Source organism: Streptomyces sp. NPDC054956, assembly GCF_053609185.1.
Genome location: NZ_JBSGXB010000025.1, coordinates 1 through 23709, shown reverse-complemented (window position 1 = coordinate 23709; position 23709 = coordinate 1). Strand labels below are relative to the sequence as shown.

Annotated in this window: 22 protein-coding genes; 10 read left to right on the top strand and 12 right to left on the bottom strand. The window is 68.8% G+C overall.

Features of this window, described 5'->3' with window-relative positions; translation table 11 throughout:
• Positions 1–209: 209 nt before the first annotated feature.
• Together ACWGDE_RS07555 and ACWGDE_RS07550 are read right to left on the bottom strand one after the other, a co-directional pair.
• Positions 210–1388, bottom strand: a complete 1179-nt coding sequence (locus ACWGDE_RS07555) for a tyrosine-type recombinase/integrase (RefSeq protein WP_453388051.1) — start codon at positions 1386–1388, stop codon at positions 210–212.
• 525 nt (positions 1389–1913) lie between these two features.
• Positions 1914–5954: a hypothetical protein gene (locus ACWGDE_RS07550; RefSeq protein ID WP_453388050.1), complete on the bottom strand. Its 4041-nt coding sequence runs from the start codon at positions 5952–5954 to the stop codon at positions 1914–1916.
• Between the two features lie 1098 nt (positions 5955–7052).
• Here ACWGDE_RS07550 and ACWGDE_RS07545 point away from each other — a divergent pair.
• Together ACWGDE_RS07545 and ACWGDE_RS07540 are read left to right on the top strand one after the other, a co-directional pair.
• The gene (locus tag ACWGDE_RS07545) at positions 7053–7469 is read left to right on the top strand and encodes a hypothetical protein (RefSeq protein ID WP_453388049.1); all 417 of its coding nucleotides are present in this window, start codon (positions 7053–7055) and stop codon (positions 7467–7469) included.
• Positions 7470–7949: 480 nt separating this feature from the next.
• On the top strand, positions 7950–8096 hold the full coding sequence (locus ACWGDE_RS07540) for a hypothetical protein (protein ID WP_453388048.1): 147 nt from the start codon (positions 7950–7952) through the stop codon (positions 8094–8096).
• A 475-nt stretch (positions 8097–8571) separates the two neighbouring features.
• On the opposite strand, the gene ACWGDE_RS07535 is transcribed toward ACWGDE_RS07540, so the two are convergent.
• Both ACWGDE_RS07535 and ACWGDE_RS07530 read right to left on the bottom strand, forming a co-directional pair.
• Entirely contained in the window at positions 8572–9534 is a 963-nt protein-coding gene (locus tag ACWGDE_RS07535; protein WP_453388047.1) for a hypothetical protein, read from the bottom strand.
• Positions 9535–9596: 62 nt separating this feature from the next.
• A complete protein-coding gene (locus ACWGDE_RS07530; protein WP_453388046.1) occupies positions 9597–10175 on the bottom strand; it encodes a hypothetical protein in 579 nt (192 codons plus the stop codon).
• Positions 10176–10457: 282 nt separating this feature from the next.
• Between ACWGDE_RS07530 and ACWGDE_RS07525 the strand changes: the two genes are divergently transcribed.
• The gene (locus ACWGDE_RS07525; protein WP_453388045.1) at positions 10458–10589 is read left to right on the top strand and encodes a hypothetical protein; all 132 of its coding nucleotides are present in this window, start codon (positions 10458–10460) and stop codon (positions 10587–10589) included.
• A 69-nt stretch (positions 10590–10658) separates the two neighbouring features.
• Here ACWGDE_RS07525 and ACWGDE_RS07520 read toward each other — a convergent pair whose 3' ends face one another.
• The 4 genes from ACWGDE_RS07520 to ACWGDE_RS07505 all read right to left on the bottom strand — a co-directional run bounded on the left by ACWGDE_RS07520 (position 10659) and on the right by ACWGDE_RS07505 (position 14525).
• Positions 10659–12689, bottom strand: coding sequence for an AAA family ATPase (locus ACWGDE_RS07520; RefSeq protein WP_453388044.1), 2031 nt, complete (start codon positions 12687–12689; stop codon positions 10659–10661).
• Complete coding sequence (locus ACWGDE_RS07515; protein ID WP_453388043.1) at positions 12686–13528, bottom strand: bifunctional DNA primase/polymerase; 843 nt, start codon at positions 13526–13528, stop codon at positions 12686–12688. The genes ACWGDE_RS07520 and ACWGDE_RS07515 overlap by 4 nt, the downstream gene beginning before the upstream one ends.
• Positions 13529–13685: 157 nt before the next feature.
• Entirely contained in the window at positions 13686–14138 is a 453-nt protein-coding gene (locus ACWGDE_RS07510) for a hypothetical protein (protein ID WP_453388042.1), read from the bottom strand.
• A 60-nt stretch (positions 14139–14198) separates the two neighbouring features.
• Positions 14199–14525: a helix-turn-helix transcriptional regulator gene (locus ACWGDE_RS07505; protein ID WP_453388041.1), complete on the bottom strand. Its 327-nt coding sequence runs from the start codon at positions 14523–14525 to the stop codon at positions 14199–14201.
• 310 nt (positions 14526–14835) lie between these two features.
• Here ACWGDE_RS07505 and ACWGDE_RS07500 point away from each other — a divergent pair, with 310 nt between their 5' ends.
• Positions 14836–15066, top strand: coding sequence for a helix-turn-helix transcriptional regulator (locus tag ACWGDE_RS07500; protein ID WP_453388040.1), 231 nt, complete (start codon positions 14836–14838; stop codon positions 15064–15066).
• The gene (locus ACWGDE_RS07495; protein WP_453388039.1) at positions 15066–16412 is read left to right on the top strand and encodes a site-specific integrase; all 1347 of its coding nucleotides are present in this window, start codon (positions 15066–15068) and stop codon (positions 16410–16412) included. Before ACWGDE_RS07500 ends, ACWGDE_RS07495 begins: the two co-directional genes overlap by 1 nt.
• Before the next feature lie 8 nt (positions 16413–16420).
• Here the strand turns inward: ACWGDE_RS07495 and ACWGDE_RS07490 are convergent, their stop codons facing one another.
• Complete coding sequence (locus ACWGDE_RS07490) at positions 16421–16882, bottom strand: DUF4442 domain-containing protein (protein WP_453388038.1); 462 nt, start codon at positions 16880–16882, stop codon at positions 16421–16423.
• A gap of 95 nt (positions 16883–16977) precedes the next feature.
• Here ACWGDE_RS07490 and ACWGDE_RS07485 point away from each other — a divergent pair, with 95 nt between their 5' ends.
• Together ACWGDE_RS07485 and ACWGDE_RS07480 are read left to right on the top strand one after the other, a co-directional pair.
• A complete protein-coding gene (locus ACWGDE_RS07485) occupies positions 16978–18048 on the top strand; it encodes a hypothetical protein (protein WP_453388037.1) in 1071 nt (356 codons plus the stop codon).
• A gap of 70 nt (positions 18049–18118) precedes the next feature.
• The gene (locus ACWGDE_RS07480) at positions 18119–19429 is read left to right on the top strand and encodes an MFS transporter (protein ID WP_453388036.1); all 1311 of its coding nucleotides are present in this window, start codon (positions 18119–18121) and stop codon (positions 19427–19429) included.
• Between the two features lie 104 nt (positions 19430–19533).
• On the opposite strand, the gene ACWGDE_RS07475 is transcribed toward ACWGDE_RS07480, so the two are convergent.
• Positions 19534–20766, bottom strand: coding sequence for an aKG-HExxH-type peptide beta-hydroxylase (locus ACWGDE_RS07475; protein WP_453388035.1), 1233 nt, complete (start codon positions 20764–20766; stop codon positions 19534–19536).
• Between the two features lie 138 nt (positions 20767–20904).
• On the opposite strand from ACWGDE_RS07475, the gene ACWGDE_RS07470 reads away from it, so the two are divergent.
• Positions 20905–21093 (top strand): DUF6104 family protein, encoded by a 189-nt coding sequence (locus tag ACWGDE_RS07470; RefSeq protein ID WP_052873789.1) that lies wholly within the window; start codon positions 20905–20907, stop codon positions 21091–21093.
• Positions 21094–21224: 131 nt separating this feature from the next.
• Here the strand turns inward: ACWGDE_RS07470 and sodN are convergent, their stop codons facing one another.
• Positions 21225–21620, bottom strand: a complete 396-nt coding sequence (gene sodN / locus ACWGDE_RS07465) for a superoxide dismutase, Ni (RefSeq protein WP_030009413.1) — start codon at positions 21618–21620, stop codon at positions 21225–21227.
• 204 nt (positions 21621–21824) lie between these two features.
• Between sodN and sodX the strand changes: the two genes are divergently transcribed.
• A complete protein-coding gene (gene sodX, locus ACWGDE_RS07460; protein WP_453388034.1) occupies positions 21825–22292 on the top strand; it encodes a nickel-type superoxide dismutase maturation protease in 468 nt (155 codons plus the stop codon).
• Here the strand turns inward: sodX and ACWGDE_RS07455 are convergent.
• Positions 22196–22825, bottom strand: a complete 630-nt coding sequence (locus ACWGDE_RS07455) for a CGNR zinc finger domain-containing protein (protein WP_453388033.1) — start codon at positions 22823–22825, stop codon at positions 22196–22198. The genes sodX and ACWGDE_RS07455 overlap by 97 nt on opposite strands.
• Positions 22826–22989: 164 nt before the next feature.
• Here ACWGDE_RS07455 and ACWGDE_RS07450 point away from each other — a divergent pair, with 164 nt between their 5' ends.
• Positions 22990–23679 (top strand): class I SAM-dependent methyltransferase, encoded by a 690-nt coding sequence (locus tag ACWGDE_RS07450; RefSeq protein ID WP_453388085.1) that lies wholly within the window; start codon positions 22990–22992, stop codon positions 23677–23679.
• The last annotated feature ends 30 nt before the right edge of the window (positions 23680–23709 follow it).

The following is a 23709-nucleotide window of genomic DNA, read 5'->3' as shown; positions in this document are numbered from 1 at the left end:
GTGACAGGCGCCGGAAGGGGCCCTCCCAGCGCACGACCGGGAGGGCCCCTTCGTCGTGCGCTGCCCGTATGCCCATTGTTGTTGCCGAGAGCGTTTCTAGTGTTTCTAGGGGCTTTTTCAATGAACTGGCAACGACAAAGTGGGCCCCCTTCACGGACAGAAGGGGGCCGCTCGTGATTTTCTGGGGAGTGCCGGCTGGTTTTTCTGGGCTAGGTGAACTGCGGTTCCACGGTGACCCCGTGGGCCGCGCATGCTCCGCAGATGCCGGAGGCGGTAAGGGCCCTGGCTTCGCCGCAGCCCGCGCATTCCCGCTTGCGGGTGGTCTGCTGCGGAATGTGGACCACCGCGGGCTCCGGCTCCTCAGGGGTCGCGATGGTGCCTGCCAGGAGGAGCGAGGGGTGGCGCTCGTACTGTCCCCGGCGCCGGTTGTACTTCTGGGTGGTGCGGGGGCTGCGGTGGCCTGCCGCGTCCTGGACGTCTTCGAGCTTGGCGCCCAGGGCGAGGGAGTCGGTGATGCCGCCGTGCCGGAGGGCGTGGGGCTTGATGGTGTCCTTCTGGGGGAGGTCTGCGACACGGGCGAGGGACCGCAGGAGTTTCCAGATTTCGCTCTCACCCATGCGCCGGCCGGTGCGCGTCGCGAACATCGGGCCCGTGGTGCGTCCGTCCAGCATCACGTTGATGGCGTGCAGGAGTACAGGCTGGAGGGGGACCTTTTCCTTTTTCCCGCCCTTTCGGGTCAGGGGGACCGTCCAATGCCCCTTGTCGTACTGCATATCCTCGACATCGAGGCCGAGCATTTCAGAGACGCGCGGAAACAGCAGATAGAGAAAGAGCACGATGGCGTGCGCGCGGGTGCTGCGCTTGCGGGCTGCCTCGGTGAGCTTGGCCTGCTCCGCGGGCAGCAGCCCCATGGTGCTGGACTCGTCAGGGCTGATCGCGGGGCGGTCCACGCCGTCGAAGGGGTTCCGCAGGTTGTCTTCGTAGCGCCGCTTTACCGCGTAGACGTGGAAGCTGGAGCCCTGGGCAAGGAAGTTCGCGCGGCTGGCCGGCGACAGCGGCTTGCCCTTGTTCGGCCCCCGCGTCACCAGGGTCTGCTCCAGGTGCCGGGCGTACGCCTCGGCGAGGGGGAGCTGTGCCTGGAGCGGGTGCGTGCGGGTAGAGCGGGCGTACGCCTCCCACCTCTTGAGCCCGGCCGCCCTGGACTCCTGGGTCTTCTTCGACGGCTTGGCCGCGGCCCACGCTCCGGCGAGGTTGGGGAGCGGGTCCGTCTCGCCGTAGATGTCGGCGAGGTAGTCGCGGAGTTCGCGGGCCGTCTCGGGCCAATCGGTCCTCGGGTCGTGCCGGTCGGTGGAGACCTCCCCGGACGCACGCAACTCCAACTCGGTCATCTAGTGCCATCTCCATCTCTAACTGCCTGATTCAGGCAGGCTCCTGACGCCCCGTCGCAGAGTGCAGACTAACTTTAATTAGTCACCATCCGCAGGCCTGTTCCGGATCTTGGGCAGACCGGCGCCCGATGCACCCCATCTGATCCCTGAATGATCTGAACATCCGTTTCGTACCTCGACCCGGAGTCCGTTGAGCGGCGAATACTTCAGCCGCGAAAACTTCAGCCTCGAATCCTTGGCTCGACGTCGGCCAGCCTCTGCTCACCGTCGGGGCCACCCCGCTCCGACCGCAGCCGGCCAACCCCGATTCGGCTCCCGGATCCCGAACCTGATTTCGCGTCCGCGAGGCAGTGCGGTTTCCACAGCGTCCGCGCTCCCGCGGCCGGCCCGCCCCGCCGGGAAGAACTTCTCCCGCTGCGCGCCCGGCCTCCCCCGCTTGCTCGTCCTCCCCTCGGAGGCTGCTCCCGCGGCGGCGTCCCCCGCGACCGGCCGGAGCGGTGCACTCGCCCCGGCCAGTCCCCCGCGTCACACCCTGGGCGCCACCACCTCAGCCACGCTCGCGCCGAGCATCGTCACCAGGGCTGTGGATGCCGCCAGGCTCATCAGGTCTCGCCGCAGCCTCACGGGGACCCCCGTCCTGATGGGGACCGGCACCACCTCCGGACCGGCAACCTCCGCGCGCTCCAGCCTGATCTCCGCCATGACCTCCTCGAAGGTCCGCACAGACGGGGCCGCGGCGCCCAACACCTCCCGCTCCGCGTCCAGCAGGGCCCACAGCTCATCCAGACCGGCGGACACCTCAGCCCACGTCAGGCCCGGGGCGTCCTGGTCCACCTGGTGCTCCTGGTGCTCCTCGACGTCGGCGACGACGGCCGCGGCACGGTTCGCAGCAGAGATCGCGGCGTAGTCAGGGCCTTCCTCCTCGACCAGCGGGGCAGGTGTCACCTTGGCCGCGAACCAGTCGCGCGGGGCGGGCTCCATGACGAACACCCGGGCAGGCTGCTGGTAGGGCAGGGCGATCGGGGTACGGCCGTCACCGGTGACGCGGACCAGGCGGGCCCGGTCCATGCGGTGCGTCAGTTCGGGGGCGTCGTCGTAGCGGACGCGGACGAATCCGAAGTCGGACGAGCTCACGGTGGCTGGACGTTCGCCGTCCACCAGGACCGATTCCCCGTTCTCGTAGACACCCGGGATGGTCCGGTGCGGCGTCGGCAGCGGCTCCCCCACCGTCAGCTCGGCGAGGACGGGCGCGGCCACTACGGCGGGCTGCTCCACGAGGGAGACGAACCCCGCCCCGCGGTTGAGACTGACGGAGATGTCGCACGCGTCCAGCCGGGTCACGGTCACGGCCGGAGAGGGCTCCCCCGCCGCGAGCCGCCACGCTGCCGCCCGCTGCTGCCGGGTTAGGGGTGCAAGGCCCTGTACGACTGCCTGCGGCTCCTCCTCGACCTCATCGAACACGGGGTCAGCCGTGGCCTCCAACGGCCTCCAGTCCGGCCCCACGTGCTTCTCCAGGAGCGCCGCCATGTGGCCCGGCGTCGCCTTCGGCTGGGCCTCCAGTTCAGCTCTCAGCCGCTCGGAAACGGTGACCCTCCGCGCAGGGTCCGCGGCCACCGCAACCGGCTTGGCGTGGTCCCACTCGACGGGGCAGCGCTTCATGGTGTCGGAGACCACTACCCACGGCCCCTTCGTGGTGTAGCTGTTGCGGGAGGCGACGCCCAAGGCGGACGCCTTCGAGGCGTCCCGGATGCCCAGGGGCTTCCGCTGCGTGCCCTGGTTCATGGACGGCCCGCTCCGGCCGAAGTTGCCGAGCTTCTCCCCCGTGCAGGCGCACGTCAGATAGCTGCGCAGGATGCGGGCGACGCCCTCGGCCTCGACGCACAGCCACACGTACCGGTGACCGCCCTTGCGGCAGGCGTCGGCGTCCTCGCCCTGGCGCTCCTCGACCTGGAGTACGGGGGCGTACAGGCCCGGCGTCGGCTGCGCCTTGACCGGGATTTCGGCTGTGTCGGCAAGCGCAGAGTCCGGGCCCGACTCGCCGGCCGGAACCTGGAGGATTTTCTCTCCGATTTCCTCGGCGTCCGCGGCCTGGTGCTCGGCGACTTCGGCCAGGATTCGGCGTTCCTGATCGGCCCGCAGGGCTGCCAGTACGGCGGCCCTGTCCCCACTGCGGATGACCTTCTCACCCGTGGCCAGGTGGATGACGTTCCACACGGGCGCGCCCTTCGCCGTGCGGTCTTTCGCCTGGTAGGTGTGCCCGTAGGCGAGGGTCACGTCACTCGCGTACGACCCGTTGGCGTCGACGACGTGCCCGAGGTGCTCGCCGTCGCGCAGCTCGCCCCCCATGCCCTCCGCCTCGAAGTGCTCCAGCCACCACGCGATGTAGGTAAGCCGCTCCAGCCGCTCCCATGCACGCTGCGCGCGGCGCACCTCTCCCCCGGCGTTCACGAACTCCTTCCACTCACGCCCTTCGTACTCGCACGCGAGGGCCTCGAAGTCGCGGCCGTCCTGCTCCACCACGTCGGTGTACCGGCCGAGGCACCACCGGTCTGCCTGGTACGGCGCGCCCTCGCACTCGACCTCGACGAGGAAGCCGAAGCCGCGCCCGCAAAGGTCGCAGTCCCCGCCCTCGTTGGCGCCCGTGACGATGACCCCGTGAACCTTGTTGGCGTCGCCGCCCTCCTGGCGCATGGCCTCCCAGGAGACTGCCTTCCGCTCGGGCCGTCGCGCTTCGATCACGCGCACGGCCTCGGCAACGACGGGTGACATGGGGCGCTCCCCCACCTCCTTGTGCTGACGCGGTGCGCCCTCCACGTGAGACCACGCGTAGTCGACGGCCGCCTCGCGGTCCCGCAGCCCAGACGTGATGGTGACCAACGGCGAGTGATGGTGCTTGCAGGTGATGGCCCAGCCGTCGGCCCGCTCCTCGACCCGGACGCCCTTGGGCAAGACCGAGGCGGGCTCCGCTTGCTCCTCGGCAGCCTCCCGCTCCAGGGCCAGCCGCAGCGGACGGGGCAGGCTCGACGGCGCGGCCTCCACCGGCTCCGGCTGCCCCTTGGCCGGGGGCTCCACCTGCTGCTCCTCGACGGCCTCGCCGCGGGCCACAGCGTCGGCCAGGATGGCGCGCTTGACTGCGGGCAGGTTGGGGAACGAGTCCCCGCCGGTCCGGCACCGGTTCTTCGGGTCCTCCCCCTCGAAGATCAGCCGCGCCCCGTCCGAGTGCTCATGCTGGGCGCTGAACGTCCCAGCGAGCTTCCGCAGCACGTAGGAGTGCCCCATGATCTTGGCGATGCACGGGAACGTGTTCTTGGAGCTGAACTCAATGTCGCCGACCTTGACCGCCGACACCTTGCGCGGCGCCTTCGAGCCCCTGCCCATGACGCTGCTCTCCCCCGTGCTGGTGCTCTTCTTCGCCCTCTTGGGACCGTGCTCCGCCATCTCCGCCGCGTAGTCCTCCGGGTGCTCCCGCAGGCCCGTTTCCAGGCGCCCGAAGGCGTCTTCGAGGGTCGCCCCTACCTGCAAGGCGTGCTTGAAGTACCTGATGACGAACTGGTGCTTCTCCCACTTCGCGGTGAAGGTGTGGCCGTCGATTTCGCGCGTGGTCGTCCCTCGCTTGGACTCGGCCAGCGCCCGACGCTCCGCCGCCGTCGGAGGCTTCTCCCCCGTCCCTCCGACCCACGCGGCGTAGTCGGCGCGAGCCTGCTTCTCCTGGTCCACCGTCTTGAAGTCGTCCGTGTACTCCTTCGGGACCAGGTTCAGCAGACCGCCGTGGAAATTACCGGCGCACACCGCGACGTCGAAGCGTTCGGCCACACGAACCTTGAGCTTCTGGGACTCGCCCCGCCCCCACGCCCAGCCGCTTTCGCACATCTCGCAACGGGTCTTGGTCTCATCCCACAGACCGACAAGTTCCAGGTTCTCGTCACGGGATTCGCAAAACGACATGGACGCGAAGGAACCGCAGCGGATCACGGTCTCCAGAGCATGTGACCGGGTGATATCGCAGGCATGACGGAACTTCATCTCCTGGTCCACCGGGTGAACTTCCACCACGCGCCCCTTGGCGTTGCTGTGCATCCGCCATTCCTGGCCCCACTGGATCACCCGCTCGTAACCGGGCTCCAGAACTGTGATCTCCTGCTCCGGGGAGAGCGGCAGCGGGCCCACCAGCGGCGGGTACGTGGTCAGCAGCGGGTCACCCTGGGTCGGCTCAGGCGCAGACTCGACAACCGGCACGTCTTCCCCCAGGGCAATTTGATCAGCGCACTCGTGGCGCACGGTAGTTTCGGTGATGCCGGAGCGGCGCGCACGGCCGGACGCGACCGCGTCAGCGTCGACAACCGGGCCGCCCATATCGGCGAGCACTGCGGAGATGTCCTCACGACAGACGCAGTCGAAACCGCCGTCGCAGCGGTTGCATATGACTTCGTGCGTGACCTCCCCGGACCATGCCTGGAGCACGTCCGCCGGAGTCCTGTCCTGCTTCGGAGCCTTTCGCGGCTTGAGCTTCACGTGGCCCTTGCCGAATGACTTCCACTCGGGCTTTCCCTTGTCGCGCTTGGCCACGGCCTTTTCGAAAGCCGCAACCTTTTCGGCGCGCTCCCCCAAGAGGACTTCCGACGTGCAGTCATCGGGCAGGCGGAAGAGCTGGAAAGAGAGTCCCCCATCGGCGGACGTGAATGCCTCACGTACGTCGGTCGACTCGAAAGGCACTTGGCGCGGCTGGTGACCCTGCTCCCCCGCTACCGCCTTTCCCACCGCGCGCTGCAAGCCGTTCCACTGCGCGGCAGTCTTCTCCGGCACCGTCGCGACCGGGGTCTCGACGACGGGTTCGACCGGCGCAGGGTTGGGCACGGCAACCGGCACCGGAACGGGGAGACCTTCCAGAGCGCATCGTCCCGCTTCCGTCACGCGGACCGAACTGGCCCGAGGGGGACGGGCGAGTATGCCCTCACGGATGAGCTTTTCCACGGAGTCCATGCGCACTCCGCCGCGCCGCTCCCCCTTTATGCCCGTGATGCGGACATCAACTTCGCGTGAGTAGTACCGGACGACGTCCGGGGCCCACGTTTCGTACGAGACGCGTAGCAAGCCCCACGCTGCGCGCTGCACAATGGCGCGCTGTGCCGGTGTCAGGGCATAGCTGCCCCCTGGACCTTGAGCCATTTTCGAGAAACCCCTATCGCGAGACGTCGTATCCGGTCGGCCCGGTCCTACGCGGGCATGACCCCATTCTCGCAATTTCTCGGCCCTAATACCAGGGCGGGGGCACCCTTAAGCCGTTTTTTTCGGGATTTCTCTACCTGGAGTCTCAAATAGAAATTCAGAATTCAATTCAAGGCCGTGGCCTCAAAGCAGTATCAATTCCGCTGACAGTGCCCTCAGGCAGTGACACCGCCGCGGCGCTGCTGGTAGTGTCGGGATCGATCGCGAGTCGTATCCGGGATCACCAAGAGCGCCGGGTCCTAACCCCTCCTTCGGGAGGCGGCCGGCGCTCTTTCTCGTGCCCGGGGCTGGCCGCCTCCGCCGCTATCCGGGCGGGGCGTCGCCGTGCCGCCCTCGCCGGCCTAGCCGATGACGAGAAGGTTGTCGACCGGGGCCCAGGTGAAGGCGGTTACGCGGAGCCGGAAGAGTCGGCCCTGACGCAGCCTTAGAGTCACCGCCATGGCGATAACTCTGTACCACTTCACCAAGCCCGAGCACTGGCCCGCGATCGACGCATCTGGCTGCCTGGAACCCCGCTGGGGCGCCGCGGGAGGGGACGTACCGAAGACCGTGCACCTCAGCGACTCGCAGGATCGCGAACTCCTTCCGTGGGCGTTCCGGGCGGACTACCCCATCCGCTTCCAGGTGCAGATCCCGGAGGCGGACGCGCACGAGTGGCACCCCTGGGGAAAGAAGCACGTTCCGAGCAACGCCCACCAGTCACTCGGCATCCCTGTACGACGCCCTGACGGATGGCACCTGTCCCAGTGGAACCAGGGCAGTGCCCACTGGCGTGTGGTCGAGCGCCTCATTCCGCGGTTGGAGTGGATCGAGGTCGTTGACCTGGAGCACAACACCGTCTTGTGGAAGGCCTGAACGTTTCTTGAGTGGCCGGCCGCGGAGCCGAGGGGCTGCTGACCGGTCGGCGCACCCCTCCGACAAGGCGGACTCCCTGCCGCACCACCGGTGAGTTCCGGACGAGCTGTTCTCGGAAGCCCTCGGACGGCCTCACCGGAACTCACCAGAACTCACCTGTTCCGGCTGGCTGATATGACCCCAAGCGACGTGAGGCTGCACTGGAGACATGCCAGACTCCCGCCATGACCGCATCAAACCGGCCAACTTACGCTCCGACTACCTAGAGGTTCTTAGAGGCCTTTAGAGGCTGTTAGAGGCCACTCCCCTAAAACAGCTGGTGGACACCGTTCGCCCCCTGGTGGCCACGAGGAGACACGGTTCCTGGCGGGATTCGCCGCGGATAGTCGCCAGCCTCGTCCGCCGCTCCTAACCTCCAGTCAGCCCCGGGTGCCGGGAAATACAGACCCTCAACGCACATGCACCGAAGGAGACTTCGCCATGTCCAAAAGCACCTCATCGGCCGAGAAATCCGGCCTCTTTCGCCAGCTCCTGCGCGACGCCGCTCCCTACGCACTGCGCGGAGCCGCGTTCAAGCTCGGCGCCGCAGCAGTGACGCTGCTGATCCTCTGGATACAGGCGATGTAGCTGCGGACAGCCCTTGTGGAAGACGCCAGGTCCATGAACTGCGCCGGCTGGGCGACGCGATCGTCTGCCCAGCTGGGCACGAGACGATGTGTCGGCCAATCCAGCAGACCTTGGGCCGCCGGCTCTGCCGGGTGCGCTCCGGCAGGGTCTCCGCACCCATCGTGCCGGAATACCCGTCCTCGTGGCGTCCGAGCAGCCGCGGAGACCGTTTTCATGCTTCAGCGGCTCCCCGACGCGTCCGCGGGGGAAGTCCCCTGCGGGTACTGACGGAAGCGCCAGATCTTCAGGACGTGATCCCTCCGGTCCCAGTAGTCATCCGGGACCAGCTTGGCAAGAAGCGCTGGCTCGGGCTCCTCTCGCAGCGCCCCGTGGGCCATGTGTGGGCCACAGGCACGGGCTGCACTCCCGATCTGGACGTCAGCGCAGGTCAGCGCGATGTGGCGTCCTGAAGCACGGCGGTCCAGGTCTTAGCCGTTCAGCCCGTCGGAGTCGACTTAAAACCCGCGCAGGGATGGAGGCATCGGTGGCACGAGACGTCACGGCCGTTGGGATTCCCTCCCAAGGTGCGGGCTAGAAGGCCAGGATTGAGTTCGAGTTTTGAAATGCGGGCCAGCGGGTCTCTGGGCCTGCGCACCAAAGTCACTTCATGGATTCTAAATTCATCCATCACTGGGTGTGGGTAAACCCGTGCAATTTCACCATCGCCATGCAAGCAATTAGGGCGCCCGCAGGCACTACATGTCCCATCGGGGCTACGCTCGACCCGAACTTCATAAAGAGTGTCGAGTAGGTGCGGGCATAGGTCAATATCTTCTCTACACAGGGAGCATCGCCGCGCCGCTGTGAATCCGGCAGACATTCCCACCCTTTTATGCATCAGCGAGAGCCGACAGGTGTCCCAATAGCTACCTTCGCTATACTCGATGCGGCATCCGAAGATTCCGCACACCAGCGCTGCCACCCCATGGGCATGCTGATGAGCCAGTTCGGACAGGTCTGTATCCTCCAGGAAATTGAATGCATCGACAGCCCGCACGAGGGACTCCCGCGCCGTTCTTTCCAAGGCCTGCCAAGGATCAACGTGCCCCTGTTCGCGTGCATTCAAATCGAGCCCTTCCGCCATCACTTCGTAATGTCGGACGTCAAATTTTTTGGCGCGCAGGGCGGGGAGTTCAATATTGAGCGGAGAGGTATTTGCCCGCCTGCTAATTTCACGGCGAAGCTGCTTTCGTGCAGGCGACCACACCTTGACGAGGAATTGCTTTTGAGATTCCATCGATCGTAAGCCATTGCGCTGAATTGACTTGGTAGTGGCTTCCCACGAAGGAAGCTTCGAATGCCCCACCCCCCATGTTTGCGTCACGCTACGGCAGCATTCCCCATACAGGCGCGCGGACTCCCGTAGCGCCTCCACGCCGTCCTGGCGCAGCATCGCCATGCGTGCCGGACCTGATGCCGGAGGAAGGGGAACGCCGGTGCGAACTATGTAACCCGAAAACCTCATTCGGGTGCGTCTTCCGAAGGGGCAGAGCTCGGGCTTCCAGAAGATAGTTCTGTCGGATGGCGGTCAGAAAGTGCGCCGCGCAGGAGACTTTCAATGTCTGCCACAGGGCTGGTGATCTCCAGGCCGCGAATTACAGTCTCTTGATCACTCCTTACGATCTCCGCGATCCTGACTGTCACATACGCGGACTCGACTTCCTCTCCAGGAGAAGCGGACCCAATCGCGGAACGCGCACGTTGCCATGCTGTCCGAGCAATACTCTTGATGACATCGCCAGTGTAGTTCCCTGCCACTGCAAGCGCGATCACCGCCACCACCTCACCGGCGGCGCCGTATTCACTGAGGTACCGCCGGTCTTCCCTGACCGAGGCGAAATCAATATCCACGCCGTTGTGCCTCAGTGTTTTTACGAGGCCGGCCACATCGTCCCGATAGATTCCAACCCCATCGATCGTCTTGTCGGGCAACAGGAACAAGCGGCCGTCCATCGCTGCGGTCAAGACTTGCTTGGGAAGGTTCTCTTGAGGAACATCCCAACGCGTCACAAGTTTCTGTGAGGGGTTAGCATCCGTCATCGCCGAACCCACCTCCATTTAAGCGGCCAGCAGTACCTTCGAAGACTAGCGCCAAGCGTGCGGTCGCAGTCAGTTTCGGGGCTTTTGGTCCTGTGAGGCCGCCCGCGTGAGCAGCCCTCGGTCCAAGGCGACCGACAGTCGTCTCCCCCTGCATCTGCCGTTAGTACCTGAAGGCGTAAATCTGTCCGAGCTGGCTCATCGTCATGCCCGCAGGGTCGCAGCGTTGGTGTGCGGCATCGACAGAACAGTGGCGCCGCCAGCTTCTCGCATCGTGGCCCATGCGTGGACACGAGCAGCCTCATCGCGTTCTGTGTCTTCGTCGCGGTGCTGCACCCGGACTCGAAGCGGGCAGGGCGAGCCGTTGGGGTGCTGCGCGAGCTGCTGCGCTTCCTCAAGCTGTTCTCGCGCATCTAAGGGCCGTCACCCGCACCGGTCTGTTCGCGCGATTCGAGGTGACGTTCGCGAGCGGGCCGGAGCACGCAGTCAGGTCGTCGTTCCAAGGATGTGCTGAGGAACGTGGTCGCAGGCGTCCACCTTGGCTGTGCGGGCGTCGCGAACGCGGTTCTTGACGGTGCCGATCGAGACCTTGAAGTCCGCGGCAATCTCCTCGTACGCCTCCCCGTCAAGCGCACGCTTGACGATCGCGGCGTCCTGCTGCGGAGTGGTGGACGGCTTCCGGCCGCCGGTGCCGGGGGCGGGGCCCTTACGCTTCGTCGGCTCCGGCTGATTCGTCGGCGCCTCCGCCGGCGGCACCGGCTCGGAGTTTTCCGGGGACTCGGGTGCCGCGGCGCGGAGTTCGGCGGCGTGCTCCCGGAGGCAGCGCGCACACACCTCGTGTTGCGTGTTGAGCGCGAGACCGTCCTGGTGGCACCGTCCGCAGGTTCCAGGCGCCCACAAGCCGGGCGCGTGCTTGGCTGCCCAGTCATCGACCACGTCGGCCGCCATCAGCAGCTTGTCGGGGGAGGTGCTGGCGAGGGTGGGCATGCCGTCTCGGGGAGCCCACGGGGTGGCAGTGTCAGTTTCGGATGCCGGATTCCGCTGGTTTTGCGAAGAGGGCGCCGAAGGGGGCGAACCCCTGTGACCCGCACTCTTCGCTCCCTTCGCCTCCTTCGCTCCCTTCGTGGGGTTCTTCTTGTCGTCTCCACCGTCAGCCGGGGGGCGGTCGTCGGCCTGCGGCTCGACGAAGTACCAGACCCAGCCGCCTTCAAAGGCGCCCTGCGCCTTGCCGGACTTAATCCCGGCTTTCCGCTTGGCGCGCTTGAGCTGGTCGCTCGACACTCCGATCGCCTTGGCGATCGACGGGATCTCGCTGGCCGGGATCTCACGGAACTCGCCGGCCCCGTGCTCCATGAAGTATTCGCGCAGGACACCGGCCAGGTCGGTGGCCTCCTCGCGCTGCTCCGCGTTCTGGCGAGGGGCTGTCAGCGCGTCGTCAGCTGATACGTCCGACTCGCCGTCGATGACGATCAGGCCCACGCTGACCGGCAGGCCGTCCTCGGCGAGCACCGCGGCCGAGTCGAAGTGGTAGGCGAGATCGGGCATCTTCTCCGGCGCGTAGCTGTTCTTCTTCTGGCTGACGACGTAGGTGTTCTCCTCCACCTCGGCGAAGACGAACCCGACGCGGGCGCAGTCGCTGTACGAGTGGGCGCCGGACATGCGGGCGGTCGAGTCCTCGCCGTGCTTGCGGTTGAGGTGCATGACGCTGATCAGCGTGGCTGCGGTGGACTCGCAGACGGGTTGGAAGGCGTCGAAGACGCGGCGGATCGACTGGGGGTCGTTGTGCTTGACGTCGGCGCCGAGGCAGGACATGACGGGGTCGAGCAGGATGAACGCGATGTCGTTCGCGCGGATGAATGCCTCTAGCGACTCGGCGTCGTAGGGGAACTGGGGCACCATGTCGTCGCGCTCCGGCGTGCGTGCGGCGATCTTGAAGACTCGTTCGAGGTCGGCGCGGGCGGCTTCAAGGCGGGGCTTGACGATGTGTTCGTAGGAGTCCTCCGCGCAGAAGACGGCGACGTTGCGCGGCTCGCCGTAGTAGATGCCGGGAAGTGTGCCGAGCGTCAGCGGCGCGGCGATCTGCTGCTGGATGAGGGTGGACTTCCCTAGGCCGCCCGGACCGGCGACGTACCCGGCCTCACCCGTGGGGATGATCTTGTGGGTGGACGTCTCCCACAGCCAGTCCTTGCGCAGGGTGCGCAAGGTGCTGAACTTGACGCCGTAGATCTCGCGGAGGACGGAAGGCTTCTTCGGTTCTTGTTGATCCCGTGAAGGGAGCGAAGAGGGCGAAGGGAGCGAAGAGGGCAGCACACGGGGGTCTGCTCCCTTCGGTGCTCCCTTCCCGGAATCGGCAGTCTTCGCTCCCAGGGTGGGTTGTGAGACGGCAGAATCGTTTCCTTCGCCGAGCAGTCCGCGGCTTTCAAGCAGCTGCTTGACCTCGGGAACGTGGACGCGGTGGGTGGCGTCCGCATCCTTCACCGCACGATCGAACGCGGCCCATGTGGTGTCGGTGCTCACGCCGCCACCCCCCGGGCAACGGTACGGATGGCGCGGGCGAGGGCGTTGCGGGCCTCCCAGGCGGTGAGGCCGACCTGCTCGGCGCAGGTGGCGAGGACGTCGCCGACGGCATCCTCGTCGACCCCGTCCAGTACAGCCTCGGCGCAGCGGCAGGCAGCCCACCACAACAGGTTGTTGCGGTTGCCCTCGCCCTGGTCGAGCAGCTTGGCGAGGACGCCGACCAAGTCCGAGGCCTCCACCCGGCCACCTCCACGGGCGCGGCGGGGCGTGTGAGAGGCGGCGCGGAGCAGGGACTCGATCCAGCCGGGCAGCGGGATGATCTCGGCGTCCCAGTCGAGCGTCGTGTAGACGGCGCTGGTCTCGTGGCGGGAGCCGGGGGCAATGACGTAGCCGCCATGCATTGAGGTGGCAGTGACGCCGCCGCGGACGTCGAAGCCGCGGCCGGCGAGGGCGCCCAGCCCGTTGCCTAGCACATCTTGGGGCTGGCGGAAGTAGAAGTGCTGACGGCCGGCCCGGGTGGCGACCGTGAACGTCTGGGGCATGTCGCGATCATGGTCGGCGCACAGGTCGGCGAGGGCGGTTCCGGTGTCGTCGTCCAGGACCAGGAGTCCGGAGGGCGCGCAGGCGATCCCGATGTTGCGCAGCCCGGCGCCGTACCAACGCGCCGCCGCCGACGGGTCGTTCGACGCCGTGGCCGACCACTTCACGGACGGGTGCTTGCCGCGCGGGTGGGCGGTGCCCTTTGCACGCTCGGTGCGGATCTGGTCGGGGTGGTGCATGCGCAGGCACGCAGGTTCAGTCAGGTACGGGTGGTCGGCGGGGAACAGATGCAAGCCCATTCGGTGCAAGCGCTCTGCGGCGTCGCCCAGTCGGGCGCATTCCGAAGTGCGCGTTTGCTTAGGATTTTGACGCATGGAAGAATCTCCTTAGGTTAAGTAAAGGTTCAGCAGGTCAAGCTTTGCGAGGCTCCCGTGCGTGGTGGCGCGGGGGCCTTCGTCATGCGGCGGTACGCACCCGCGGGCGCGGCCCGACCCGATGCGGCAGCGCCTGCCACTGGGCCCCATGCCGGGCCATCCGCGCGAAGCGGCCCACCGTCCACTCGCCGCGGCGCAGGCCGCCGAGCTGGCGCAGCAGGTGGACGTGGTGCACCCGCCGCAGACCGTCTTCGACCACCTCGCCCTCGTCGGTCAGGTGGCGGACCCGGAGGTCGAGACGTGGTCGGCGATCGGACGGCGCGAAGCCGAGCACTTGGAGGCCCACCAGCGGGCCCACGAAGGCCGCGGGCAGCATCAGTGAGACATTGGTGCCGCCGGGCCGCGGCAGGACGCCGGGGCGGCGCGTGAGGGCGGCTACGGCCTGCGCGGCGGTCATGTCGCCCAGGCCGCGCGGATTCACCGGCTCGGCGGATTCCGGCTCGGGGCGCGGCTGCTGAAGAGTCGTGGGTGACAAGGGATTTACTCCGATCTGCTGCGCCCGGCCTGGCCCGGCTGGGGGCAGTGGCGTGGGGGTTCAGGCAGGGATGGGGGTGCGAGCAGGGGGCCGGCGCTGTACCGACAGGCCAAGGTCGGGCATCTCCTGGGTGAGCCAGGGCTCGCCGTCGAAGTCGTGGATGGCGCGGAGAACCGGGTCCTCGGGATCGGGCTCGTAGAAGTCGGCTACGCCGAGGCCGAGGGCTTGGGCAAGGAGGCCGACCACGTAGTCCGGCGGGTTCACTCGGCCCACCTCGTAGGTGTAGATGGCGTTGCCCGACTTGCCGATGCGCTGGCCGAGTTGGGGCTGGGTCAGACCGCGCAGGGTGCGGGCGGCGGTCAGCCGGCTGGGGACGAACGTGGGCATGGAGCGGCCTCCGATTCAGGCATTTCGGATGAATCGGAAGGACTCAATCATGAGTGAATTTTGAGCAGTTAATAAGTCACACCTATGGACTATCCGACCCGCATCCATGGCTGGAGGGGTCGACCGGAACGAGCACGGACGGGATAGTCACGCAGCCCAGCACCATCGACTGGTCTCGCTGGCAAAGGGGTGAACGGCGCTTGGGCGCGGCGCTCGAAGCTGGCTTCCTGTTGCACAGCTCCGGATGTCCCGGGGCGACCTCTTGAGTCCCGGTCCAGAGGAGGTCTGTGTCCGAAAACAGGAGGCCGGGATGCCCCGCTCTGATCAGCTGTGGAGTAGCGCCGAGGCCGCCACTTTCCTGCGGATCGCGCCGAAAACCCTGCGCAACTGGCGCTCCACCGGCCGAGGCCCCGCCTACGTGAAGCGCGACGGCTGCCGCGAAGTGTTCTACCGGCCGGCCGACGTACAGCGGTGGCAGAAGGCGCACACCCAAGTAATCGACCCCGAGGCGCGGCTGCGCGCCGCGAGGAGGAGCATCTGATGGCGACGCTGGCCTGGTACGACCATCGGTGGCACCTGAACCGCCCCAAGCCGGGGATGGTGCCCTGCAACTGCGGGACGGCCAGGAACCCGCTGTATCCGTCATCCGAGCACGGCGTCGAGATGAAGAAACCACACCGCATTCGCTTCCGCCACGAGGGACGCATTGTCCCAAGGTGCTTCGCCACGAAGGGCGAGGCCGACGCGTTCAAGAGCGAGATCGAGCACAAGCTGCGGTCGGGTACGTACCTGCGGCCGGAGGCGAAGGGGACCACGCTGGAGCAGTACGGCACCGCGTGGCTGGACCGGAACGGCAACCTCGCCACGCTGGCGGCGTACGAGCGGCACCTCCGCCTGTACGTGTACCCGATCCTCGGAGATCGAGTGGTGGCCTCATTGACCGTGAAGCACATCCGGGATTTCGTGAAGTGCCTGGATGCCAGCTCGGCCTATGCAGAGTCGATCTTCTCTACCTTGTCGACGCTGCTGACGGCGGCCGTGGACGACGGGCTGCTGGCCGCGAACCCGTGCAAGGCCGAGTCGGTGGTCGCGGTGAAGCCGCGACGACGCCGTTCGTCTCCAGTGTCGCGGCGCGTGCACGTCTGGGCGGACGAGATCACGTCGGGTGTGATCCGGGGACTTCCCTCGCGGTTCCGGGGCACGGGGCTGCTTGGCGTCGGCGCGGCGTTGCGGCCGGGTGAGCTAGTCGGCTTCTCACCCGATGACGTCGACTTTGTGAACGGCTGGGTGGACATCCGGCGCCAGGTACAGGAGGTCAAGGGGCACGGGTGGTGCTTCAAGCTGCCGAAGTACGAGAAGGTGCGTCGCGCCCCGCTCTCCGGCGGCTTGGCGGAGGTGCTGCGCCTGCACATGCAGGAGTTTCCACCCGTTGAGGTGGCATTGCCCTGGTACGACCCGGATGCCAAGCCAAACAAGCAGTTCCGTCCGCGCGTGGTCCGGCTCATGTTCACCAACGAGCGGATGCAGGTGATCCATCTGAAGAGATTCCGTGAGCGTCCGTGGAAGGCGGCATGCGTGCAGGCCGGCGTCATGCCCGACTCCCCCGGGCCGGGTGGCACCCCTTACGCCGCCTCGCTGGAGAACGGGATCAAGATGCTCCGGCATATCTGCGCAACACGGTGGATCGAGGCCGGGGAGTCCCCGGTGGACGTAGCGGACTGGCTGGGGCACGAGAACCCGGAGATCACCTTCGAGCGGTACGTCCACGGCCGGATCGCTGCGGGTGATCGCGGTTCGACGGCCGTGGACGCGTTCCTCTCCGCTACGCTACGTGTGCCAACTCCGCGTAACGGGAAGGGAAGTGACCAGCATGTGCTCAGAGTCTGAGCAGAACGTCATTTCCCCTGGTCATTCGGCCGGAGCGTCCAGACGACGGTCATCTCGCCGGTCACGGCCTCGTCCTCGCGCTGGATGGCGATGGTGACGGGGAACTCGGGGCGGCCGCCCGCGTCGAGTTCGGCGACGACCTCGGCGGCCGGGCGGCCGAGGGTGGCGGTGGCCGTCACGACGCCCTTGGCGAGCTTCTTGTAGCCGATCTCGGCCTTCACCGCGAGGGGCACGGCGCGCGAGAGCTGGTCGCCGAAGGCGGCCAGGACGATCGCGCCGCTCGCGGACTCGGCGAGGGTGAACATGGCGCCGGCGTGCGGGCCGCCGAGGTGGTTGTGGAAGTCCGGCTGGTCCGGGAGCCGGACGACCGCGCGCTCGGGCGTGGTCTCCAGGAACTGGAGGTTCAGGGTCTTGGCCATCGGCACGGTGGCGGCGAGGAGTTCGCCCACGTTCATCTGTTCAGCGCTCATGGAGAGCGATGTTACCCGCGAGTAAGCGGCATTGGCCATACCTGTACGGGGGCGGCCGTGGCTCCCGGTCTCCCCTCCCACTATCGTTACCGGCCATGTGGCCAGGACAGCAGCAGCCGCCCGGGGGAGAACAGAACCCTCAGGACGCGCATCAGAACCCGTACCAGCAGCAGCCGGGAACGCCGAACCCGTACCAGCAGCAGCCGACCGCGGCGCAGGGCGAGCAGCAGCCCGGGCCCGCCTACGGGTACCCGCAGCAGCAGCCCGCCCCCCAGCAGTGGGGCCAGCAGCCGCCGACCGTTCCCGTACCGCAGTGGGGAGGCACGCCGCCGCCCGGCGCACCGCAGCCGCCCCGGAGCGGGAGCCCGTTCTCGACCAAGACCGTGGCCATCGTCGCGGCCTCCGCCGTCGTCGTGGCGGCGGCGGCCACCGGGGCGTTCGTCCTCACCCGGGACGACAAGACCAGCGACCGGGCGGACGACAAGCCGAGCAACTCCCCCTCCGCCCCGGCCTCTTCGGGCGCACCCGCCCCGGCGAGCCCGAGCGCCAACCCGCGCGGCGGCGCCGACGCCAAGCCCGTCATCCCGGGCTGGAAGGTCGTCATCAACCCGAAGTACGGGACGGCCTTCGACGTCCCGCCGGAATGGAACGTCCTGTCCTCGGGCATGTCGACCGGCTTCAGCGACGACTCCAAGAACGACGGCAGCCCCCTCGTCATGATGTCGGCACCCGCCTCCCTCAAGGAGGACTGGTGCAAGGTCGACTCCAACAAGGACGGCAAGGAGGAATCGACCTCGCTGGCGGGCACCGGCACCAAGGGCGGCATGGGCGCCAAGGACACCGCCGAGGCCGCGCGCAACGAAGCCGGCAACTGGGTGTTCGCCGCGTACGCGCAGAAGGCGCCGAAGGGCACCGTCCAGGTCTCCGAGGCGAAGGAGTACACCACCACCTCCGGCCTCAAGGGCCACATGGCGACCGCGACCGTGTCCGGTCTGCCGAAGGAGAACAAGTGCTCCTCCGACGGCAAGTCCATCGCCTTCAGCTTCACGACCGCCAAGGGTGACCTCTCCAGCTGGATCCTCTACGGCGCCGCCGGCGTCGAGGGCGAAGTCAGCAAGGAGACCTACGAAAAGATCCTCAGCAGCGTCCGCCTCAACACCGGCTGACCTTTCGCGCCGTACCGTCCGGGCCGGTAATCCGTTTGGATTCCCGGCCCCGGACGGGGATAGTCCGGGGGTGAGCTCTCCCCCCGCCCGTCCCTCCGACACCCTCCGTCCGGTGAAGGCATCGCGCCGCCCGGCCTGGGCCGGCCGCAACTACAGCCTGCTGACGGCGGCGGCGGTCGTCACCAACCTCGGGAGCCACGGAGCGCTCATCGCGGCCTCCTTCGCCGTCATCGAGGCCGGCGGTTCCGTCGGAGACGTCGGCCTGGTGGCCGCCGCCCGGACGCTGCCGCTCGTCCTCTTCCTGCTCATCGGCGGAGCCATCGCCGACCGGATACCCCGCCACCACGTCATGGTCGCGGCCAACGCCCTCAACTGCCTCTCGCAGGCCGCCTTCGCCGTCCTCGTCCTGACCGGCGAGCCCCGGCTGTGGCAGATGATGCTCCTCACCGCGCTGTGCGGCACCGGTACGGCCTTCTTCAACCCGGCCGCCGAGGGCATGCTCCTGTCCAGCGTCTCCGGCGAGCACTCCAACCGCGCCTTCGCCCTCTTCCGGATGGCCATGAACGGCGCCGGCATCGGCGGAGCGGCCCTCGGCGGAGCCATGATCGCCGCGGTGGGCCCCGGCTGGGTCCTCGCCGTGGACGCGGCCGCCTTCGCCGTCGCCGGAGCCCTGCGGGCCTTCCTCGACGTGAGCCACGTCGCCGACCGGGCGCCCGGCGGCGGCCTGCTGGCCGATCTGCGCGAGGGCTGGGTGGAGTTCAGGACCCGGCCCTGGCTGTGGAGCATCGTGCTCCAGTTCTCCGTCGTCGTGGCCGTCGTCGGCGCCGCCGAGGCGGTGTACGGGCCCCTGGTCGCCCGGGACCGGCTGGGCGGGGCGGCTCCGTGGGGCCTGGCCCTGGCCTTCTTCGGCCTCGGCACCATCGGCGGGGCCGTCCTGATGATGGTGTGGAAACCGCGCCGGCTGCTGCTGGTCGGAACCCTGTGCGTGTTCCCGCTCGCGCTCCCCTCGGCGGGGCTGGCGGTGCCGCTGCCTGTGTGGGGCCTGTGCGCGGTGATGTTCGTGAGCGGCACGGCCATCGAGGTGTTCGGCGTGAGCTGGATGACGACGATGCACCAGGAGATCCCCGAGGAGAAGTTCTCCCGGGTCTCCGCCTACGACTGGTTCGGCTCGGTCTCGATGCTCCCCCTGGCCACGGCGGTCGCCGGCCCGGTGGAATCCGCCATCGGCCGCACCTCGGCCCTCTGGTCCTGCGCGGCCCTGGTCATCACGGTCACCGCAGCCGTCCTCCTGGTCCCGGACGTCCGCCACATGACCCGCAAACCCCCGAAACCCACCCCGCCCGAGTCCAGCCCGACTCTTTCCAGCCCCGCCGGCGTGTGAGGCGATCCTTTCGCGTCCGGGCGGAGCCCGGGGAACGGGGGAAGGGCGGGTAGGGGACGCGCCCCGCAGGGCCGACCGTGTGCCGCCGCCCGGGCGGACCTGCCTCAGGCCAGCGTGAACCCGGCAAGCGCGGGATGCCCTTCGCACCATGCCACCCGCTCCCGCTCCACCACGTCCCGAGCCGCCGCGTTCTGCCCTCCGGGCGGCGGCACGCCGTCCATCGCCCGCTCGGCCGCGGCCATCGCGTCGACGAACACCCGCCCCGCGGAAGTGAGTTCCGCACACCCCGAGAGCACCGGCAGCACCGCCGCCACCTGCGCCCGGATCCGGGCGTGCTGCGCCCACGCCCCCCTGGCCCCGTAGAGCGCGGCGCGCTGCCAGTAGCCCGCCAGTGCCAGATGTGCGTACGCGCCCCGCAGGAGCCCCTCCAGGGGCCGTGGATCGCCGCGCCAGGGGGCCCAGTAGCGCGCGGAGCGGTCGGCGGTGTGCAGGGCGACGGCCTGCGCCAGTGCGGCCAGCTTCCCGTGCTGCACCTCGTGGACGAGGGTGGCGGCCAGCGCGGGCGGCGCCTGCGCCCGCACCAGTACGCAGCCGGCCGCCTCGGGCAGGGTCCGGCCGGTGGCCCGGGAGCTGCCGGACAGCGGGACGAGGGAGCGCAGCAGCCGGCCGGCCTCCTCCGCGCGGGCGGTGTCGTAGCGCCGCAGCAGGGTGAGGGCGCCGGACCACTGGGTGTCCCAGCGCTTGTGGCCCTTGGGCGTGAGCCGGCGGGCCGCGTGCGCGGCTCCGGGGGCGCGGTAGGGGTCGAGGTCGTCGAGGGCGGTCCGCCCGCCGGGGAGCGCGTGCAGGGGCAGCGCGGCGGGGTCAGCGGGGTCCCAGGAGCCCTCGGTGACGACGAGCGGGCCGGGGCGCTGCGGGCGCAGCAGTCCGAGGGTGGGCAGTACGAGGCGTCCGTGCGCGGGCCGCAGGGTGGCCTTGAACCCGATCCCGGCCCGCAGGGCCGCGGCGGCGGCGAGCGCCCCGAGGTGTCCGGTGTCGGGCGGCGGCCCGTGCGGTGTGCGCAGCCGCCGCAGCGTCTCCTCGGCCCAGACTCCGGTGGCCGGATAGTGCAGTACGTCGCCGGCCGCGCCGGGATCGCGCCGCCCGGCCTCCTCCAGCAGGGCCCAGTGTTCGGCCGCCTGCGCGCCGGGGACGGCCTCGGCCACCTCGCGCAGCACCTCGCGCAGCAGCCCCAGCCGCCGGGCCCGCCGTACGCCGCGGACCAGCGCGGTGCCCTCGGCGGACGGCTCCGTCGAGCCGAGCGCCCGCAGCACGCCATCGCCGGGCTCCGGATGGTCCATCGCCTGCCTCCCGCCGGGGACCCTCCATCCCTGCCCCGGGGGCGGTGTCCCCGAACGGCGGAAAGCGGTCAAGTCCGGCGGCCCGGTCCGGGCGGATTATCCTGGCGGGAAACACCCCACCACCGCACGGAGCCCGACTTGTACTTCACCGATCGCGGCATCGAGGAGCTGGAGAAGCGGCGCGGCGAGGAGGAGGTCACCTTCGAGTGGCTCGCCGAGCAGCTGCGCACCTTCGTCGACCTGAACCCGGACTTCGAGGTCCCGGTGGAACGCCTCGCCACGTGGCTGGCCCGCCTGGACGACGAGGACGAGGACGAGGACGCGTAAGTCCCGGTGCACGTCCCGCAACGGCGCCCGGAACACCGGCGCACGTCCCGGAACGGACGAAGGGGCCCGGCCGCTGACGCGGTCGGGCCCCTTCGTCATCGTCCCGGAGGACAGGGCCGATCAGGGCGCGCTCAGGCGGCCTTGGTCTCCCAGAAGATGCGGTCGATCTCGGCGATGAGCTCCAGCGCCTTGGCGCCGGTCGCCGGGTCGTTCGACGCCTTGGCGGCCGAGAGGGCCTTCAGGGTGTCGTTGACCAGGGTGTGCAGCTGCGGGTACTTCTCGAAGTGCGGCGGCTTGAAGTAGTCGCTCCACAGCACCGAAACGTGGTGCTTCGCGAGCTCGGCGCGCTGCTCCTTGATGGTGATGGCGCGCGCGCGGAAGTCGGCGTCTTCGTTGGCCTGGTACTTCTCCTGCACGGCCTTGACGGACTCGGCCTCGATGCGGGCCTGGGCAGGGTCGTACACGCCGCACGGAAGATCGCAGTGGGCGGAGACCTTCGCCTTGGGGGCGAAGAGGCGGGAAAGCATGGAGTTTGTCCTCCTCGTGATCGTCTTCTCAAGGGGGAGATTACTCCGTGGGAAGCCCCTTTTCGCGGGCGCCCCCGTGTGCTTGGGACAAAAGTCCAGACCCGCGCCCGGGCCGGTGCGCGAATGTACGGAAGAGTGCGGCAGCATGCGCAGTGGGACGACGACCCGGGCGAGTCCGGGTGAGCCCGGGTGAGGAGGCCACGGATGGCGGAGAGCGCGGGCTCGCGCGGGCGGACGCGGGAGTGGACGTCGCCGTTGCGGCGGATCGGAATCCTGGAGGTGACGGGCCCCTCGATGGCTCCGACGCTGCTGCACGGGGACCAGTTGCTGGTCCGTTACGGGGCTCCGGTGCGGCCGGGCAACGTCGTGGTGCTGCGCCACCCCTTCCAGCAGGACCTGCTGGTCGTCAAACGCGCGGCGCAGCGGCGGCCGGGCGGGTGGTGGGTGCTGGGCGACAACCCGTTCAACAAGACGGGCGACAGCGAGGACTACGGGGCGGTGCCGGACGAGCTGGTCCTGGCGACCGCGATCGCGCGCTTCAGGCCGCGTCCGCGGCCCGAGCACGCGGCGGAGGATCAGCGCTCGCTGAGGGCGCGGCTCTCCTGGGCCTCCTCGGCGCTGCGGCCGCTGCGCGCGGACTCCTCGGCCTCCAGGCGCTTGCGGGCGCGGTAGGCGGCCACGTTGGCGCGGGTGGCGCACCGGTCGGAGCAGTAGCGCCGGGAGCGGTTGGTGGAGGTGTCGAGGTAGGCGTTGCGGCAGGGCGCGGCCTGGCAGAGGCCCAGCCGGCCGGGGCCGTGCTCGGTGAGGTGGAAGGCCAGCCCGAAGGACGCGATCGCGGCGTAGCCCGCGGAGGCGTTGGAGGGGTGGTCGGCGAGGTGGATGTGCCAGTCGGGGCCGCCGTCCTCGCCGATCGTCTCGTGCCCGGAGACCTGGGGGCTGACGGGGAACTCCATGAGCAGGGAGTTCAGCAGGTCGACGGCGAGGACGTGGTCCCCCGCGTCGGCGGCTTCGAAGACCGAGCGCAGCCGGCCGCGGACGTTGCGGAAGCGGGTGACGTCGCCGTCCGTGACCCGGCGGGCCATCTGCACGCTGACTCCGAACAGCGCCCGGACGGCGTCCACGGAGGTCAGCGAATCCTTGTTGCGGGCCGGCTCCTCGGTGTTGACCAGGCGCACGGCGTAGTCCGAGTAATGGGCCAGTTCCACTTGTAGTCCTTACGGCTGCGGATTATCGTCTCGGGTAACGGCTGATACATATTCGAGGGTATTACGCATGGAGGATTCCCGTGGCGGATACGGCGCGCACTGAGACGACACGGCCCGACTGGCAGGCGTGGCAGGACAGCTGGGACCGCCAGCAGGAGTGGTACATGCCGGACCGCGAGGAGCGGTTCCGGGTGATGCTGGACATGGTGGAGGCCCTGGTGGGCACCGCCCCCCGGGTGCTGGACCTCGCATGCGGTACGGGAAGTATCACGGACCGCGTCCTCAAGAGGTTCCCGGAATCCACCAGTACGGGGGTCGATCTCGACCCGGCGCTGTTGACCATCGCCCGGGGGCACTTCGCGGGCGACGCGCGCGTCACCTTCGTGACCGCCGACCTCAAGGACCCCGACTGGCGCTCGGCCCTCCCCCACACCTCCTACGACGCCGTCCTGACGGCCACCGCCCTGCACTGGCTGCCCAGCAAGGACCTCACCGTCCTGTACGGGCAGCTCGCGCCCCTGGTGCGCACCGGCGGGGTGTTCATGAACGCCGACCACATGCCCGACCCCGCCACCCCGCGGATCAACGCCGCCGAGCGCGCCCACCGGCACGCGGGCATGGACCGGGCCAAGGCCGCCGGGGCGCTCGACTGGCGGGAGTGGTGGGCCCTCGCGGCCGCCGACCCGGAGCTCGCCGAGCCGACGAAGGCCCGCTTCGAGATCTACGGGGAGCACGCGGACGGCGACACCCCGCCCGAGTCCTGGCACGCGCGGACGCTGCTCGACGCCGGGTTCGCGGAGGCCCGTACGGTCTGGCGCTCGCCGTCGGACGGGCTGGTCCTCGGCGTGAAGTAGCCCGGGCACGCGCCAGGGGCGGTACGGGAG

Bases quoted from the DNA above. Each gene is read 5' to 3' on its own strand.
- ACWGDE_RS07475 (WP_453388035.1), bottom strand. From the start codon at position 20,766: ATGGACCATCCGGAGCCCGGCGATGGCGTGCTGCGGGCGCTCGGCTCG.
- ACWGDE_RS07485 (WP_453388037.1), top strand. From the start codon at position 16,978: ATGTGGCCAGGACAGCAGCAGCCGCCCGGGGGAGAACAGAACCCTCAG.
- ACWGDE_RS07555 (WP_453388051.1), bottom strand. From the start codon at position 1,388: ATGACCGAGTTGGAGTTGCGTGCGTCCGGGGAGGTCTCCACCGACCGG.
- ACWGDE_RS07490 (WP_453388038.1), bottom strand. From the start codon at position 16,882: ATGAGCGCTGAACAGATGAACGTGGGCGAACTCCTCGCCGCCACCGTG.
- ACWGDE_RS07540 (WP_453388048.1), top strand. From the start codon at position 7,950: ATGTCCAAAAGCACCTCATCGGCCGAGAAATCCGGCCTCTTTCGCCAG.
- sodX (WP_453388034.1), top strand. From the start codon at position 21,825: ATGGCGGAGAGCGCGGGCTCGCGCGGGCGGACGCGGGAGTGGACGTCG.
- ACWGDE_RS07500 (WP_453388040.1), top strand. From the start codon at position 14,836: ATGCCCCGCTCTGATCAGCTGTGGAGTAGCGCCGAGGCCGCCACTTTC.
- ACWGDE_RS07545 (WP_453388049.1), top strand. From the start codon at position 7,053: ATGGCGATAACTCTGTACCACTTCACCAAGCCCGAGCACTGGCCCGCG.
- ACWGDE_RS07505 (WP_453388041.1), bottom strand. From the start codon at position 14,525: ATGCCCACGTTCGTCCCCAGCCGGCTGACCGCCGCCCGCACCCTGCGC.
- sodN (WP_030009413.1), bottom strand. From the start codon at position 21,620: ATGCTTTCCCGCCTCTTCGCCCCCAAGGCGAAGGTCTCCGCCCACTGC.
- ACWGDE_RS07450 (WP_453388085.1), top strand. From the start codon at position 22,990: ATGCCGGACCGCGAGGAGCGGTTCCGGGTGATGCTGGACATGGTGGAG.
- ACWGDE_RS07515 (WP_453388043.1), bottom strand. From the start codon at position 13,528: ATGGGCTTGCATCTGTTCCCCGCCGACCACCCGTACCTGACTGAACCT.
- ACWGDE_RS07530 (WP_453388046.1), bottom strand. From the start codon at position 10,175: ATGACGGATGCTAACCCCTCACAGAAACTTGTGACGCGTTGGGATGTT.
- ACWGDE_RS07535 (WP_453388047.1), bottom strand. From the start codon at position 9,534: ATGGCGATGCTGCGCCAGGACGGCGTGGAGGCGCTACGGGAGTCCGCG.
- ACWGDE_RS07495 (WP_453388039.1), top strand. From the start codon at position 15,066: ATGGCGACGCTGGCCTGGTACGACCATCGGTGGCACCTGAACCGCCCC.